This window comes from Clostridium sp. L2-50, from assembly GCF_000154245.1.
In the GTDB taxonomy this organism is placed as follows: domain Bacteria; phylum Bacillota; class Clostridia; order Lachnospirales; family Lachnospiraceae; genus Coprococcus.
On the sequence record NZ_DS480316.1, the window covers coordinates 201,056 to 218,185 of the forward strand.

General features: G+C 41.3%; 14 protein-coding genes. All 14 read right to left on the reverse strand.

The window, feature by feature from the left end; all coding sequences use genetic code 11:
- Positions 1-78: 78 nt before the first annotated feature.
- The 14 genes from CLOL250_RS04150 to ilvC all read right to left on the reverse strand — a co-directional run bounded on the left by CLOL250_RS04150 (position 79) and on the right by ilvC (position 17,055).
- Positions 79-1,479, reverse strand: a complete 1,401-nt coding sequence (locus CLOL250_RS04150) for an ASKHA domain-containing protein (protein ID WP_008400883.1) — start codon at positions 1,477-1,479, stop codon at positions 79-81.
- Positions 1,479-2,708, reverse strand: coding sequence for a threonine ammonia-lyase (ilvA, locus tag CLOL250_RS04155; RefSeq protein WP_021943901.1), 1,230 nt, complete (start codon positions 2,706-2,708; stop codon positions 1,479-1,481). The genes CLOL250_RS04150 and ilvA overlap by 1 nt, the downstream gene beginning before the upstream one ends.
- 108 nt (positions 2,709-2,816) lie before the next feature.
- Positions 2,817-3,791 (reverse strand): signal recognition particle-docking protein FtsY, encoded by a 975-nt coding sequence (gene ftsY, locus CLOL250_RS04160; protein WP_008400886.1) that lies wholly within the window; start codon positions 3,789-3,791, stop codon positions 2,817-2,819.
- A gap of 13 nt (positions 3,792-3,804) precedes the next feature.
- A complete protein-coding gene (gene smc, locus CLOL250_RS04165; RefSeq protein WP_008400887.1) occupies positions 3,805-7,362 on the reverse strand; it encodes a chromosome segregation protein SMC in 3,558 nt (1,185 codons plus the stop codon).
- A 3-nt stretch (positions 7,363-7,365) separates the two neighbouring features.
- Complete coding sequence (gene rnc / locus CLOL250_RS04170) at positions 7,366-8,058, reverse strand: ribonuclease III (RefSeq protein WP_008400888.1); 693 nt, start codon at positions 8,056-8,058, stop codon at positions 7,366-7,368.
- A gap of 2 nt (positions 8,059-8,060) precedes the next feature.
- Positions 8,061-9,077, reverse strand: a complete 1,017-nt coding sequence (gene plsX / locus CLOL250_RS04175) for a phosphate acyltransferase PlsX (protein WP_008400889.1) — start codon at positions 9,075-9,077, stop codon at positions 8,061-8,063.
- 235 nt (positions 9,078-9,312) lie between these two features.
- Positions 9,313-9,495 carry a 50S ribosomal protein L32 gene (gene rpmF, locus CLOL250_RS04180; RefSeq protein ID WP_008400890.1) on the reverse strand — a complete coding sequence of 61 codons (183 nt, stop codon included), beginning with the start codon at positions 9,493-9,495 and terminating at the stop codon, positions 9,313-9,315.
- A gap of 13 nt (positions 9,496-9,508) precedes the next feature.
- Positions 9,509-10,024 carry a YceD family protein gene (locus CLOL250_RS04185; RefSeq protein ID WP_008400891.1) on the reverse strand — a complete coding sequence of 172 codons (516 nt, stop codon included), beginning with the start codon at positions 10,022-10,024 and terminating at the stop codon, positions 9,509-9,511.
- Positions 10,025-10,121: 97 nt separating this feature from the next.
- Positions 10,122-11,309 (reverse strand): acetate/propionate family kinase, encoded by a 1,188-nt coding sequence (locus tag CLOL250_RS04190; RefSeq protein WP_008400892.1) that lies wholly within the window; start codon positions 11,307-11,309, stop codon positions 10,122-10,124.
- Between the two features lie 154 nt (positions 11,310-11,463).
- Positions 11,464-12,147, reverse strand: coding sequence for a dephospho-CoA kinase (gene coaE, locus CLOL250_RS04195; RefSeq protein WP_008400893.1), 684 nt, complete (start codon positions 12,145-12,147; stop codon positions 11,464-11,466).
- On the reverse strand, positions 12,134-14,770 hold the full coding sequence (gene polA / locus CLOL250_RS04200; protein ID WP_008400894.1) for a DNA polymerase I: 2,637 nt from the start codon (positions 14,768-14,770) through the stop codon (positions 12,134-12,136). Before polA ends, coaE begins: the two co-directional genes overlap by 14 nt.
- Complete coding sequence (locus tag CLOL250_RS04205) at positions 14,763-15,356, reverse strand: anti-sigma factor family protein (protein WP_008400895.1); 594 nt, start codon at positions 15,354-15,356, stop codon at positions 14,763-14,765. The genes polA and CLOL250_RS04205 overlap by 8 nt, the downstream gene beginning before the upstream one ends.
- Before the next feature lie 41 nt (positions 15,357-15,397).
- Positions 15,398-15,895, reverse strand: coding sequence for a transcription elongation factor GreA (gene greA, locus CLOL250_RS04210; protein WP_044945066.1), 498 nt, complete (start codon positions 15,893-15,895; stop codon positions 15,398-15,400).
- Between the two features lie 137 nt (positions 15,896-16,032).
- The gene (gene ilvC / locus CLOL250_RS04215) at positions 16,033-17,055 is read right to left on the reverse strand and encodes a ketol-acid reductoisomerase (RefSeq protein WP_008400897.1); all 1,023 of its coding nucleotides are present in this window, start codon (positions 17,053-17,055) and stop codon (positions 16,033-16,035) included.
- Positions 17,056-17,130: the final 75 nt, after the last annotated feature.

A 17,130-nucleotide genomic window follows, 5' to 3' on the forward strand; every position in this document is an offset into this window, starting at 1 on the left:
CCTCAACTCTACATCTCCAAAATGTATGAAAAAGCTTTCAGGATATCAGCTTATTCTATCTTCCATACATATTCCGGTCTAATATGTCCGAAACGGCAGATGCTCGATATATATTGTATTAAAATCCGAACGATTACTCAGATCCACATAACGTATCTTCTCTTTAAACCTGTTTATTGTATCAATAAAACCCGGTTCAATCAAGGACAAATATGCACCCTCAAGTGAAGTATTACCAAGAACCTTCATTTTTCCCTGAAAGCTCTGCGGAAATAGTCCCAGTGTAACTGCATTTGTCAGATTCAGATGAAATCCAAAACCTCCCGCAATACAGACTTCAGCGATATCGGAAAATTCAATACCGATCTCTCTTACAAGCATCAGAATTCCTGAAAGGATCGCTGATTTTCCAAGCTGAAATGCCCGGATCGTCTCCATGTCGATCTTCATATTGTTACCCATCGAGATACCGGATTCAAAATATGGTTCCGCAAGCACTCCATCTGCATCCATCTGTCCCCGTTTTAACAGTAATGCCAGCATGTCAAATATATTCGATCCGAATATATTTGCTGTTCGAAAACATCCTTCAAACGCCGAACCACAGGCAGCAGAGGTCGCCACTCCGTATTCCTTATTACAGAGAATGATCTCCCCGTTTGTTCCAAGATCGATCAGCATACGATATGAGAAATCCCGATCAATCTCTGCGGCAACTGCGCCTGCTGCAATATCTGCGCCGGAAAATGCCGCAATATTCGGCAGACAGATAACATCCGAAGCCGCATTCTCAAAAGATGGAGAAGCGATAAAGTCATTCTGTTCTATCACCCGGATATCCGAATTCTTAAGTGTAAACGGGTATCCAAACAGATTCTCTGTCGTAAGCCCTTCTGCGATCGAAAGCATCGTTGCATTTCCTGCCAGAACATATCTGCGGATATGATCTACAGCTTTCGGCGTATTTATAAGCATATGGTCAACACCCTTTTGAATATCCGAAAACAAAAGTGACCGCAGATGCTCCAGACCTTCCTTTGTATCTGCCGCCTGAATCCTCGCTACGACATCAGCACCTGTCGCAATTTGTGAGTTAAGCGTACTGAATGAGCATTTAACCGCTTTCTCGTTCAGATCCACAAGCTCCATACCGATCGTAGTCGTACCGATGTCAATGGCAATGCCATATGCGGAAGTAACAGACTTCTTTCTCTGTTCGGTTGGCAGATTCATCTTATGCCCTGTGATACCGGTAAGCTGTTCTTCCTCCAGCCGTATCGAGATATCCCTATCTACAATGTACTGGCAGCTTTTTACAAAACTGCCAGTATCCTGATTCCATACCAGACACCGGTTACAGCGTCCTTTCATGCCGCAGTTTCCTGCAAAGACATGTCCTGCCGCAGTCAATACCTGATACAAATTATCTCCTTTATTACATTTGATCTGTTCTGTTCCGTTTACAGTTACATTTATCATTAATTATAAATTCCTGTTGTCATTTTTTCCTTTGGTCTGTAACCATGTTCTGCAAGCGTATTAATGATCAGCTGCTTATGTTCCGGACCAAATGCTTCCAGTGTGATCACAAGTTCAACTGCCGAATTACGGTTGATCGATACGAACTGGTTATGCTCCAGTTTGATGATATTTCCCTGTAAATCTGCAATGATCTTGGAAATATTCATCAACGCGCCCGGCTTATCCGGAAGCAAGGTTGAAACTGTGAAGATACGGCTTCTGGCAATCAATCCGTGCTGTACTAAGGATGCAAATGTGATCATATCCATATTACCGCCACTTAAGATGCTGACAACCTTCTGTCCTTTCACATTCAGATGCTTTAAGGCCGCAACGGTAAGCAGGCCGGAGTTCTCAACCAACATCTTATGATTTTCAAGCATATCAAGGAAGCAGACGATCAGCTCATTATCCTCTACGGTGATGATGCCATCCAGATTCTTCTGAATGTATGGGAAGATCTTTGATCCCGGAGTCTTAACTGCCGTACCATCTGCGATCGTGTCTACCATTGGAAGTGTCGTTACTTTCTTATTTTTCAAAGAAACCTGCATACAATTTGCACCTGCGGGTTCTACACCGATCACTTTGATATTCGGATTCATCATCTTGGCAAGTGTAGATACACCGGTAGCCAGTCCGCCACCACCGATCGGAACAAGAATATAATCTACAAACGGAAGCTCCTTGATGATCTCCATTGCAACAGAGCCCTGTCCGGTCGCAACATCCAGATCATCGAATGGATGAATAAAGGTATAACCCTTATCTTCTGCAAGCTCTAATGCATATGCGCAGGATTCATCGTATACATCTCCATATAAGATAACCTCTGCTCCATATGATTTGGTTCGGTTTACTTTGATTAGAGGAGTTGACGATGGCATAACGATTGTTGCTTTTACCCCATATGCTTTTGCTGCATATGCAACACCCTGTGCATGATTTCCGGCTGATGCAGTGATCAGACCCTTCTGCCTTTCTTCGTCTGTCAGCGTACTGATCTTGTAATATGCTCCACGGATTTTATATGCTCCGGTAAGCTGCATATTTTCCGGTTTAAAAAATACTTTATTTCCTGTCAGGTTGCTGTAATATTCGCTCTCTACCAGCTTTGTTGGTAAAACAACTTTTTTAATTATATTATATGCCTCTTCAAATTTCTCTAATGTAAGTTCTTCTGCCATTGTCAGTCTCCTTTTTCTGTATTTCATATTCAGACAGTTATCATCCACCATTGTCATATCTTTTTTATTTCCAAACAGCTACTATAATAAACTGCACTATTTTCATAATTATAGATCAGCTCCATCCATAAGAATGTCAAGCTCGCTTCGGTCTTCGTCAAAGCCTGAGAACAGTGCTTCCACATATGCGGACGGATCAAAACGCTGTAAGTCGTCAATCTTCTCACCGATTCCGATAAATTTAACCGGAACATTCAATTCTGCCTGAATTGCAATCGCGATACCACCCTTGGCTGTACCGTCTAACTTTGTGATCACGATACCATCAATCTCCGTTACATTGCTGAACTGTCTTGCCTGCTCTAATGCATTCTGTCCGGTCGTTCCATCTAACACGATCAGGGATTCTACATTTGCATCCGGATAATCTCTGGAAATGATGCGGCGCATCTTAGCCAGCTCATCCATCAGGTTCTTTTTATTATGAAGTCTTCCGGCTGTATCGATCAATAAGATATCGGTATTTCTTGCCTTTGCAGCAGATACCGCATCGTATACAACTGCCGCAGGATCTGCACCCTCATTATGAGAGATCATCTCTACACCTGCACGATCCGCCCAGGTCTTTAACTGATCGATTGCGGCTGCACGGAATGTATCAGCGGCTGCGATCAGAACCTTTTTACCGCTCTTCTTATACTGGGCCGCCAGCTTACCGATCGTAGTTGTCTTACCGACACCATTTACACCGATCACAAGTATAACTGATTTTTTCTTTTCAAAATCATATGCACTTTCATCCACCATCATCTGATCTCTTATGATATTGATGATCAGTTCCTTGCATGCCGCAGGTTCTTTGATCCTGGCCTCCTTGACACGTTCTTTCAGGTTCTCGATCACCTTTTCCGTTGTCTCATATCCCATATCAGCCATGATGAATGTCTCTTCCAGTTCTTCATAAAAATCATCATCAATATGGGATGCTCCGAACACGGAAGAAAAACTGTCTACGATACTATTTCTTGTCTTACTGAGTCCTTCTTTTAATCGTTTGAAAAATCCCTTCTTTTCCTCAGCCATAGCTTGTACCTCCTTATTTGTCCAGATCGTTCTCGATCAGATTTACGGATACCAGAGTGGATACACCCTTTTCCTGCATCGTAATACCATACAGGATATCGGCTGCTTCCATGGTTCCCTTTCTATGTGAAATGACAATAAACTGTGTGTCCTTTGTCAGTCGGTTCAGATACTGTGCAAATCGTCTTACATTTGAATCATCCAGTGCTGCTTCGATCTCGTCCAGCAGACAGAATGGTGATGGTTTCAGACTCTGGATCGCAAATAACAGTGCAATCGCAGTCAGTGACTTTTCACCACCGGAAAGCTGCATCATGTTCTGTAATTTTTTTCCCGGCGGCTGTGCAATGATACGGATACCGGTCTCTAACAGATTGGTATCGTCGACCAGTTCCAGTGCGCCTCGTCCACCACCGAACAGCTCTTTAAAGACCTTGTCGAACATAACCTGGATCTCTTTGAACTTCGTATTGAACTGTTCCTGCATGGATACATTCAATTTCTCGATCACATCTAACAGATTCTTCTCTGCAAGAACGATATCATCATGCTGTCCCTTTAAGAACTCATATCGTTCTGATACTTCTTTATAGTCCTCGATCGCATTGACATTGACATCACCAAGTGATTTGATCTTTGCTTTTACTGCAGTAATCTCTTTCTTTAAAGATGAAAGATCGTTTAATTCCTCATCCCGGAACTCTGCCGCCATATTTAATGTCAATTCATATTCTGCCCACATATAATTCGACAGTTCATCCGACTTCTCTGTATTCTTCTCAATCGCTGAATCAAGCTTGAATACTGCCTTTTCCAGACCTGCGATCTTCTCGGATAATTCTTCCCGGATTGCAAAGAATTCTTTATGACTGGCTGTCATATCATCCCGTTCTTTATGATATGCTGCCAGTTGTTCTTCCTGATCAGATACTTCATCGGAATCTTCCTCGATCGTCTTGCGGATCGCCTCTGCCTGTTCTTCTAACTTCGTGATATCTGTGCCTGTCGCCTGTACCTGTGTTATATAGGATGCCAGTTCTTCCTGTAATTTCTCATCATCCTGCCGGATACGTCTTATATTCTCCTGAATAAAGTCATCCTTCTGTTTTACCGAGTTATATTCGATCAACAATTCAGATACCTTTGTATTTGCTGCTGCAAGCTTACTCTGTGCTTCGATAGACTTGCTTTCCAGTTCCTTGATCATTTCTTCACACTGAACCTTGGCAGCTTCATGCTTCTTATTATTATCAGCAATCTGATCTTTATTTGTATTGATCTCCGCTATCTGACTGTTCAACTCATTGATTTCTTTCTGGATCGATGCAAATGCTTTCTCGGATTCTGCAAGCTTGGATGCTACCTGCTCCATATTTAAAGACAATGTATTCTTCTCAAGATATGCCTGCTGAAGTCTTGTATTTAAGGTCTCAATCTGCGCACGAAGTGCATCTCTTGATGTCTTTAATTCTTCATCCAGTCCGGCTGCATCCTTTGCGATCAGATTTAACTCATCGATCTTTTCCCTGATCTCATCCAATTCTCTCTTTCGTCCAAGAAGATTACTGGAATTACGGAACGCACCACCTGTCATTGATCCGCCCGGATTGATCAGTTCACCTTCGATCGTAACCAGTCTCAGAGACTGATTATATTTTCTCGCAACTGCAAGTGCATGATCGATATTATCTACAACCACGATCCTGCCAAGCAGGTTCTTAACAAGACGGTCAAACTTCGCATCAGCCTTTACCAGAGAAGATGCGATACCGATCACACCCTGTTCTGACAGAACTTCATTTCGAACCTGACCACGGTCTGTGATCGTATTCAACGGAAGGAATGTTGCACGACCATATTTGTTCTGTTTTAAGAACTGAATGATCTTCTTTGCCGTGCTGTCATCCTCTGTAACAATATTCTGAATACTTCCGCCAAGTGCTGTCTCGACAGCAACCTCAAACTTCTTATCGACATCGATTATATCAGCAACAACTCCGATAATGCCCGGATTGTTCTTTTTCTGCTCCATAACACGACGGATGCTGTTGCCATAGCCATCATAGCGTTCTGTAATATTCCGGAGTGCTTCCATCTTGGATCTGGTCGCTGATAATTCTTCGTTTGTATTATGTATCCGCTCACGATTGACCTTATTTCTGCTCTGATTTTCTTCCAGATCCTTTTCTGCAGTTTCGAGTTCCTTGATAATGCCGGATACATTCTGATCCAATACAGATAGCTTTACCTGTAACTCATCATGTTCCTTCCGGTCGTTATTATCATCACTTTTAAATTGCAGATATCTCTGATTTAACTGGGTCTTACGGAAGTTGATGTTCTCAAGCATCGCATCATATCTTCCGACCTTCGCTTGAAGATTTCCACTCTCATGGATATATTCGATGATGTCGGATTTACATTCTTCGATCTTATCCTGACATTCATGGATATAGGCATCCAAGCGGCTGCTTTCTCCTTTTGCAGTATCCAGAGAACCGGAAATGGTTGAAACCTGATCTCCAAGGGCATCCTTTTGTCCTTGATAATTCTCCATCTCTTTCCGGTCAGTTTCCCGCTGACGGTTGATCCTGTCGATCTGTTCCTGTATATTCTTATCATTCTGTCGGGAGTTCAAGATCTGCTGGTTGATAACATTGATCTCACCTTCCAAACGTTCATTCTTTAACCGGAGCTCATGCACCTGATTCTTGGATGCATCGATTGCCTGATTGATCTCCTCTAATGCCTGCTCAATACGCTCATATTCTTCCTTTGTATGCTCCAGTTCTTCTTTATTCTGCGTGAGATCATTATTTAAGATTTCCCGATTCTCTGTATCTTTATCAAGAATCTCTTTTAAATGCTCCATTTCAAGGAAAAAGGCATTGATATCCAGTTTCTTCAGTTCGTCCTTAAACAGCAGATATTTTCTCGCTGTTTCTGACTGCTTCTGTAATGGACCGACCTGCTTTTCCAACTCATATAAAATATCATTGACACGACTTAGATTGTCACGCTCTGCTTCTAATGATTTCTCGGCTGCCGCTTTGTTCTTTTTAAATTTTACGATTCCTGCCGCTTCATCGAACAGTTCCCGTCGTTCCTCCGGTTTACCATTTAAGATCTTCTCAATCTGACCCTGTCCGATAATGGAATATCCCTCTTTACCGATACCGGTATCAAAGAACAGCGAATTTACATCCTTTAAACGACTGACTGTTCCATTAATAAGATATTCACTCTCTCCCGAACGATACACACGTCTGGCAACCGTTACTTCATTATAATCAATCGGCAGATGATGATCACTGTTATCTAACGTGATCGCTACATAAGCAGAACCCTGTGGCTTACGAAGCTGTGTACCGGAGAAGATTACATCCTCCATCTTAGAGCCTCGGAGACTCTTTGCGCTCTGTTCACCAAGTACCCAGCGGACAGCATCCGCCACGTTACTCTTTCCCGAACCATTCGGTCCAACGATACAGGTTATTCCATGATTGAATTTGAATACGATTTTATTTGCAAATGATTTGAAGCCGTTTACTTCAATACTTTTTAAATACATATATTAACCCTGCTTTTTCTTTATTTGTAACAGTGCATTATATGCTGCCGTCTGCTCCGAAGCCTTTCTGGATGCTCCTTCACCTGTCGCAACATGCTCCCCGTTAATGCACACCTCGGATACATAAGATTTATTATGATCCGGTCCCTTCTCCTCTAACAAGGCATAAGTAAGGGTTTTTTCTTCTTTCTGCGCAAGCTCCTGCAAGGTTGACTTGGCATCATAAAACAGTGAATGAGTCTCTACATCATCAAGTAGAAACCGGTGGACAAATTTCTTTGCTTCATCTAATCCGCCATCCAGATAGATTGCACCGAGAACCGCCTCAAACAGATCACACATGATCGAGTTCCGATTTCTCCCTCCGGTCAGATCTTCTCCCTTGCTGAGCAGGACATAATGTCCAAACTTTAGCTCCTTGGATATCTGGGATAAGGTAAATTCACATACCAGACTTGCTCGGAGCTTTGTTAATTTTCCTTCCGGATATTCCGGATAATTCTGATAAAGATATTCACTGACAACGAATTCCAGGATCGCATCTCCAAGGAATTCCGATCGTTCATAGGATTCTACCTTATTGATCTTGCGTTCATTTGCATATGACTTATGTGTTAATGCCGTTACAAGCAGATCCAGATCACGAAAGGTATACCCAATGATATCTTCTATATTATGAAATCGTTCTGTATTCATAATTACTTCGCCACTTCTTTTCCAATATTCTCGGCAATTTTTTCATTTACACCATTTTCCTTGAAATCGATACACTGGAAAATAGCGCTCTTAACCTCTTCGTTATGAGAATTACCATGGATCTTTACAACAAGGCCCTTTAAGCCAAGCAAAGGTGCGCCACCTTTGTTCTTTGCATTAAAACGCTCTTTTAAGCCATTTAATGAACTCTTGATCAGAAGGCCTCCGATCTTGGTCTTAAGTGATGACATGATCGTATTCTTAATCTCACCTAGGAGCATCTTTGCAAGACCTTCATATAATTTTAAGATAACATTTCCGACAAAGGCTTCACAGACAATGACATCCGCTGCACCATTTGGAATCTCTCTTGCCTCGATACTGCCGACAAAATTAATGTCCTTGCATTCTTTTAATAATGGATATGTCTCTTTTACTAGAGCATTTCCCTTTTCTTCTTCATCACCGATATTTACGATCGCAACTCTTGGATTCTTTACATGCTCAATATTCTCCATATAGATAGATCCCATCTTTGCAAACTGTAACAGATGCTCCGGTCTCGCGTCGACATTCGCTCCACAATCGATCAGAAGAGAATACCCCTTTGATGTAGGAAGTAATGGAGCAAGCGGTGAACGTTTTACACCTTTGGAACGTCCGACTACTAACTGACCTCCTGCAAGGATCGCACCTGAGCTTCCGGCTGAAATGATCGCATCAGCTTCTCCGTTTTTTACCATATTCAGACCAACCACCAGTGAAGAATCCTTCTTGCTTCTGACAGCCTGTACCGGGGCTTCATGACAGGTGATCTCCTCTGTTGCATTTACAACCTCGATCTTTGACTGATCGTAAGTATATTTTGCAAGTTCCTTTTTTATTACATCTTCTTTACCGGTCAGTATTACCTGTGCCTTTGCGCCTTCATTGATTGCTTCTACGGCACCTCTTATGATCCACTCCGGTGCGTAATCTCCACCCATGGCATCTACGACTACTCTTGTTACTTCGCTCATCTTATTCCTGTTTCCTTTCTACACCGGAACTTTTCCGGTGTTTCCATATTTCTTATTATACGAATCGGAGTCCAGACTCCTACGCAGACCAACCCCAGGGTTTGTCAGAATAGGACTCTGCTCTGACCGTATAAATACACAAAGCTATTATATATTTTGCCTTTCTTAAAGTCAACAGGGGATATCGGTGCAAAAAAATAAAGCCTTCCGATCGCTCGGAAAGCTCTATTTATAATTACTCACCTACTGAGATAATCTCTTTCTTGTTGTATGAACCACAATTCTTACATACTCTATGTGGAACCATTAATTCGCCACACTTGCTGCACTTTACTAATGCAGGAGCAGTCATCTTCCAGTTAGCTCTACGCTTATCTCTTCTGGCCTTTGAACTCTTATTCTTTGGACAAATTGACATTAATCACACCTCCTCAACCTTTCAAGATGTTTGCAAAAACTGATAATCTTGGATCCGGAACAAAATCATCACAATCACATGTTTCATGATTCAGATTTGCTCCACACACTTTGCACAGACCTTTGCAATCATCTTTGCATAATATCTGCATCGGGACTAAAGTCATTAGTTCCTTCTGTAAAAGCATGTCCATATTAATAATGTGATCTTCCAGATAATCTAATTCCTCGATCTCATCAACTTTATCTGTTTCAAAGATAGCCATATCGATCATCTCGTCTATGTCCACTTCAAAATCTTCTGTAATTTCATCCAGACAACGGTCACATAACATCTTAAGTGTAACAACACAGCCACCCTTAAGACTTGCTTTTCTCTTTCCTTCATTTCTGGCGGTAAGATGAAAATCCTTTACATTATCGACTACATATACATTTCCGTTGAAAGAAAATTCCTTCAATTCAGATGTAACATCGTAGTCTTTTACCTGCCCTTCTGTCGATAAAATCTCTGATAAATCAATTAACATAATATCTCCTAAAAATCGCACATTGGTTATTATACATATTTGAACACTCTTTGTCAACGATAAAATCACATATTTTTTGCCATATTTTTCTTTTTCGTTACACTAAAGCAACAGTCTCTCTGGCAATCGCAAGCTCCTCATTTGTAGGAACTACGAATACCTTTACTTTTGAATCCGGTGTAGAGATCAGCTTTTCATCTCCCATAACCTTATTTGCTTCCTGATCGATCGTAATACCCATGTATTCCATATCTGTCATTGCAAGATTTCTGACATATGGATTGTTCTCACCGATACCGGCTGTAAATGCAATCGCATCTACGCCACCCATGGCTGCGGCATATGCACCGATATACTTCTTGACACCATATGCAAATACATCAAGCGCAAGGCGACATCTGTCATTTCCTTCTTCCATACCCTTGCCAAGATCTCTGAAATCACTAAATCCGCCGGACAGACCATAAACACCGGACTTTTTATTTAAGATCGTATTGATCTCTTCGATATTCTTTCCTGTCTTGTTTGCAAGGAATTCGATAATGGCAGGATCGATATCGCCGGATCTTGTTCCCATGATCACACCTGCAAGCGGTGTCAGACCCATGGTCGTATCTACTGATTTTCCACCCTTAACCGCTGTAATACTGGAACCATTGCCAAGATGACACACGATAATCTTTGTATCTTCGATATTTTTTCCAAGAAGCTCTGCTGTTCTCTTTGATACGAAACTGTGGCTTGTGCCGTGGAAACCATATCTTCTGATCTTATAGTCTGTATAATATTCATAAGGAATACCATAGATATATGCTTTATCCGGCATTGTCTGATGAAACGCTGTATCAAATACACCGACATTCGGAACACCCGGCATCAGCTTCCGGCATGCACGAATACCAATCAGGTTTGCCGGATTATGTAATGGCGCAAGATCGTTACATTCTTCAATCGCAGCAATTACTTCATCTGTAATCACAACAGACTTAGCAAATTTCTCACCACCATGTACGATTCTGTGACCTACCGCATCGATCTCGGACAGATCAGCGATCGCGCCTGTCTCTTTATCTGTTAATGCTTCTAATACATAGCTGACTGCTGCATTATGATCCGGCATAGGAAGATCCTTTGTATATTTCTCTTTTCCTGTCGTTGTATGGGTAAGTCTTCCATCTACAGCGATACGTTCACATAAGCCCTTTGCAAGAAGTTCTTCTGTATCAGAATCGATCAACTGATACTTCAATGATGAACTGCCACAGTTAATAACTAAAACCTTCATATTAAATATCCTCACTTTATATATTTTGTTCTGACTGGCACAAAGCCTGTCGAATATAACATAATTTATTTATACAGTTATCTGCTTTATTCTTTGACCTTTAATTTTCGATCTCTTTTCTTCAAGACTTAAACTTTATTTCTCAGACAACACTTTATATTCTACATTCATCTAATATGTGCTTCAAGTCTTTTTTCGTATTTTCAAGCGACCCGGAATTATCAATCTTATAGTCGCAGGCTTCCAGATAAAAAGCTTCCGACTCCTGTGAATCAATAACCGCCTGTGCTCGTTCTCTGGTAAAGCCACGATATTCGCAGAGTCTGGATATCCGGACATCCAAGTCTGCATAGACATAGCACATCTTATCACAGATACTCTTATATCCATCCTGAATCAGCAAAGCAGCTTCAATCACGAACAGCTTTTTTCCGACATTCTTCTGTTCCTCAATCCGGCGCAGGATTTCTTCTTTCACTAACGGATGTGAGATACTGTTCAGCAAAGCCAGTTTATCTTTATCGTGGAATACGATATCTCCAAGCTTCTTTCTGTCAATCGAGCGGCTAACTGTTGATTGATCGTTGTCTGTCGCTACATTTTCTTCGTCAGATACAGATGTATCTATGTCAGTATCTGCCAAAATCTCCGTACCAAATGCATCCACAATTCCCTGATAAACCGTTCTTCCTGGATTCATCAGCTCATGTGCCAGATGGTCTGCTTCTATTATATATGCATCATATTCTTCCTTTAATATTGTAAGAACTGCTGTCTTTCCGGAACCGATGCCTCCGGTCAGTCCAAGGATCAGCATGTCGTCTTTATTTTGCATCATACCAATTATCTCCTTCACTGATACCGATCTCAAGCGGTACTGCCATGTCGGCTGCACCCATCATTTCCTTTTCCATGATCTCTTTTACAATATCAACCTCATCCTTTGCGGTCTCTACCAGAAGTTCATCATGGATCTGTAAGATCAGGCGGGATTTCAGTCCTCGTTTTTTCAGTTCCATATTCACACGGAACATAGCAATCTTAATAATATCTGCCGCCGTTCCCTGAATCGGCGAATTCATTGCAACACGTTCACCAAAGCTTCTGGTCATGAAGTTTGAAGACCGAAGCTCCGGTACAGGACGGATACGACCGAACATCGTCCGTACAACACCATCTGCTTTTGCTTCTTCCACCTGACGGTCAAGGAATGACTTTATATTCTTATAGGTTGCAAAATATTTCTCAATATAATCAGCCGCTTCTTTTCTGGATATTCCAAGATCCTCCGACAAGCCAAATGCACTGATTCCATAAACAATACCGAAGTTAACTGCCTTTGCATTTCTTCTCTGCAAGGATGTTACCTGATCGATCGGAACATCGAACACCTCGGAAGCTGTCGTTGCATGGATATCTACATGATTCAAAAAGGCATTCTGCATGACCTGATCTTCGGACAGATGAGCAAGTACACGAAGTTCAATCTGAGAATAATCAGCATCCACAAATACATATCCATCCTCCGGAATAAATGCCTTTCGAATCAGTCTGCCAAGTTCCAACTTCATCGGAATATTCTGGAGGTTCGGATCAGTCGAACTGATACGACCGGTCGCTGTGATCGTCTGGTTAAAGGTTCCGTGAATTCTGCCATCTTCTGATATATATGCCGTCAAGCCCTGCGCATAAGTGGAATTCAGCTTTGTAAGCTGACGATATTCCAGTATCGCAGGTATGATCGGATGGTCATTCTTTATCTTTTCCAGTACATCAACGCTGGTGCTGTATCCGGTCTTGGTCTTCTTGCCACCGGAAAGTCCCATATCTTCAAATAAAATAACGCCTAACTGTTTCGGTGAATTGATATTAAACTCTTTTCCTGCATAACCGATGATCTCGGTATGCAGTTCGTCAATCCTGCTCTGCAGCTTTACGCTGTAATCATCCAAGGCTTTTCGGTCAACCCGGATTCCCCGATGCTCCATATCATAAAGCGTATATACCGTCGGCATCTCGATCTCATTATAGAGAGTGAACATCTCCTGTTTTTCCAGACGTTCCATTAGAAGATCACCTGCAAGATATGGGATCAACGCCTTATATGCAAATAATTTCCGGAAGGTCTCATTTGTAAAAGAGAACAGATTCAGTTCATCTTTTCCAACCAATTCTTTTTCGGATGGCAGTGTTGCGCCAAGATAATCTCTTGCGATCGCATCATAGGAATATACATCCTCCATCGGATTTAAGAGATATGCCGCTACACCGATATCATGCACCTTTGTATCACTCTCATCAAACGGAAAGACTGACAATGCTTCCTTTAAATCCAGAATATCAATCTGCATACCATCCCTGGTGACTGACACTATATTCTCTGTCAGTCTGTCATGCTCCATTCCATTCAGATTCGACAAAATAAAGACATCTTTATCGGATATGGCGGCAGCCAGCCCGAATAAGGTTCCATCCTTTCGGATCGGATATAAACCGATCTTATGTGTATTTTTCATCTTATCAGCAAAGAATCCGTCTATCTGCTCTGTTGTTTCAAGCAAGGTGATAACCGGATCGATCTCCGCCGCCTCAGTCACTGTGTCAAACTTTTTTAACAGACTGTTAAAGCCTAATCTTTTAAAAATCTTATATGAATCTTCATTAAATAATGATTCGATCGTCATTTCATCCAGAGAGACATCCAGCTTGCAGTCCAGTTTGATCGTTGCAAGATCCTTTGACATAACTGCAAGATCCATATTCTCTGTCAGATTCTTCTGAACACGCGGAGGCTTTACCGTATCCAGATGATCCAGAATATTCTCCATGCTTCCGTATTCGATCATCAGCTTTGCCGCTGTCTTTTCTCCGATTCCCGGAACTCCCGGAATATTATCTGAAGTATCTCCCATAAGTCCCTTCATATCTATAAACTGAACCGGTGTAACGCCATATGCCTCAACAACATCCTTTGCATAATAATTTTCTATCGTTGTTCCGGTTGCTTTTGTCTTTGGGATACGCACAAGTATTGTATCCGTTGCAAGCTGTAGAAGATCTCTGTCACCCGATACAATAACAGTTGCATAACCATCCCGTTCTGCCATTCTTGATATCGTACCGATAATATCATCTGCCTCATATCCGCCTTTTTCCACGATCGTGACATGCATGGCTGTAAGCACTTCTTTCATAAGCGGAACCTGTTCCCGAAGCTCCTCCGGCATTGGTTTTCTGGTTCCTTTATAAGCACTGTATTTCAGATGGCGGAATGTCGGTTCATGCACATCAAATGCTACGCACATATGATCCGGCTTTTCTTCGTCCATGATCTTAAATATAATGTTAAGAAAACCAAGAACTGCATTTGTATGCAGTCCTTCATAGTTTGTAAGATCCGGCAGACCATAGAATGCACGGTTTAATATACTGTGTCCATCAATTAATAATATTTTATTCATTTTCTATATCGTCCTTCTCTGCCGTTTCCTCGGCGACTTCCAGATAATTTTTATGTGTCTGGTTATATTTCTTTATTTTATCCATAAACTGTACATTCTTATCACTGTTTCCCGGAAGATCCTCATCTTTATATAAAATATTTTCTAGATATTCAATCATATACTTATTACCGAATAACAGCTTTTCGCCGAATGTATCGCTGTAATAATATTCTGTCTGTGATTTCTGCTTGGAATTCTGTTCATAATGATAAACCTTTTCAAGTACGCCACTGTATACCCACAAAAGCCCTGTGATAATAGCCGCAAGAACGAGAACAATCGTAGATGTTGCAATTCGTTTTACAGCTGTCATACGTGTCATTTCTTCATTCAGCTTATCATCCAGTTCCTTTTTAAAGTTAGTTGAAAGATTCTCTTCATTATCCAACTCTTTCATCCCAACGATCAGGGTGTAATAGATTTCCAGTTCCTCTGAACAATTATCACAGTTTTTGACATGCTTAATAAACTCCTTTAACTCGTCATCCGGGAGCTTATTCTCTATAAATGCCATGATCTTCGATTGTGCTTCCAAACATGTCATCTGACTGTCACCTTCTTCATCCTGTCCGTATTTTTTATCGTCTATCGAATATGATCCCGGGATTCATCGGTTGTCTTAACAATCTCCCGTATCACAATATGAAACGGGTCCCCCTTTCCCGGAACCACCTCTACACGGTCACCGACTTTATGTCCAAGTAATGCTTTCCCCATTGGAGATATATTACTGATAATGCCGTTTAATACATCTTCACGTACTGTCGTCACAATACGATAAGTATCTTCTTCTTCATCCTCTTCAAAATAAACACGAACGGTATTATTCAAGCCAACTTCATCATCTGCTGATTCATCCTTTATGATCTCAGCAGTTCTTACCATACGATCCAGATAACGGATTCTCTTTTCATTCGCATTCTTATCCTTCTTCGCAGCATAATATTCAAAATTCTCACTCAGATCTCCCTGTGCTCTTGCTTCCTTCACAGCTTCCAACTTTTCTTTACGAACTACGACTTTTCTATATTCGATTTCTTCTTCCATCTTCTTGATGTCAGATTCTGTTAACTGATTAAACATTAAACCAACCACCCTGTTCACATTTTTGCTAACAGTATAGCACAAAACATTTTTGGATACAACAAAAGCAGATCTTACGTCCGAAAACATAAAATCTGCTTCTGTTATTATATGAAATAAAATATATTTACTTCAGATTAGTTGTTGATGAGCTTGTCTTCACCATTCCAGCTGTACAGCTTTCTGATGCTTTCGCCAACGATCTCTGATGGATGCTCAGCAGCTTTCTTTCTCATAGCCTTGAAGTGAACCTGACGTCCTGCAGGTGACATATCAAGTAAGAATTCCTTAGCAAATGTACCATCCTGAATATCAGAAAGGACTTTCTTCATAGCCTTCTTTGTATCTTCTGTAATGATCTTAGGGCCTGTTACATAATCACCATACTCAGCAGTATTTGAGATAGAATATCTCATTCCCTTGAAGCCTGACTGGTAGATCAGATCTACGATCAGCTTCATCTCATGGATACATTCAAAGTATGCATTTCTTGGATCGTAACCAGCTTCGCAAAGTGTCTCGAAACCAGCCTGCATAAGTGCACATACACCACCGCAAAGAACTGCCTGCTCACCAAAGAGGTCTGTCTCAGTCTCTGTTCTGAATGTTGTCTCAAGAACGCCGGCACGAGCTCCGCCGATACCAAGTGCATAAGCTAATGCTCTGTCAAGAGCCTTTCCTGTGTAATCCTGCTCTACAGCTACAAGACAAGGTGTACCCTTTCCTGCCTGATACTCAGAACGTACTGTGTGACCAGGTGCCTTAGGAGCGATCATAGTTACATCAACATTCTTAGGTGGAACGATTGTTCCGAAGTGGATATTGAAACCATGCGCAAACATTAACATATTGCCTTCTTCAAGGTTTGGCTCGATATCGTTCTTGTACATATCAGCCTGTAACTCATCATTAATAAGAATCATGATAATGTCTGCTTTCTTAGCAGCTTCTGCAGCTGTATATACTTCAAATCCCTGTGCTTCAGCCTTTGCCCAAGACTTACTTCCTTCATAAAGACCGATAATTACGTTACAGCCTGATTCCTTTAAGTTAAGGGCATGTGCATGTCCCTGTGAACCATAACCGATAATAGCGATTGTCTGTCCGTCCAGTAATGATAAATTACAGTCTTCCTGATAATAAATTTTTGCTTCTGCCATTATTTTGTCCTCCTGATATAAATGACTTCTTTATAATAATTAACTGCATAACTGCAATCAATCTATCAATAGTTA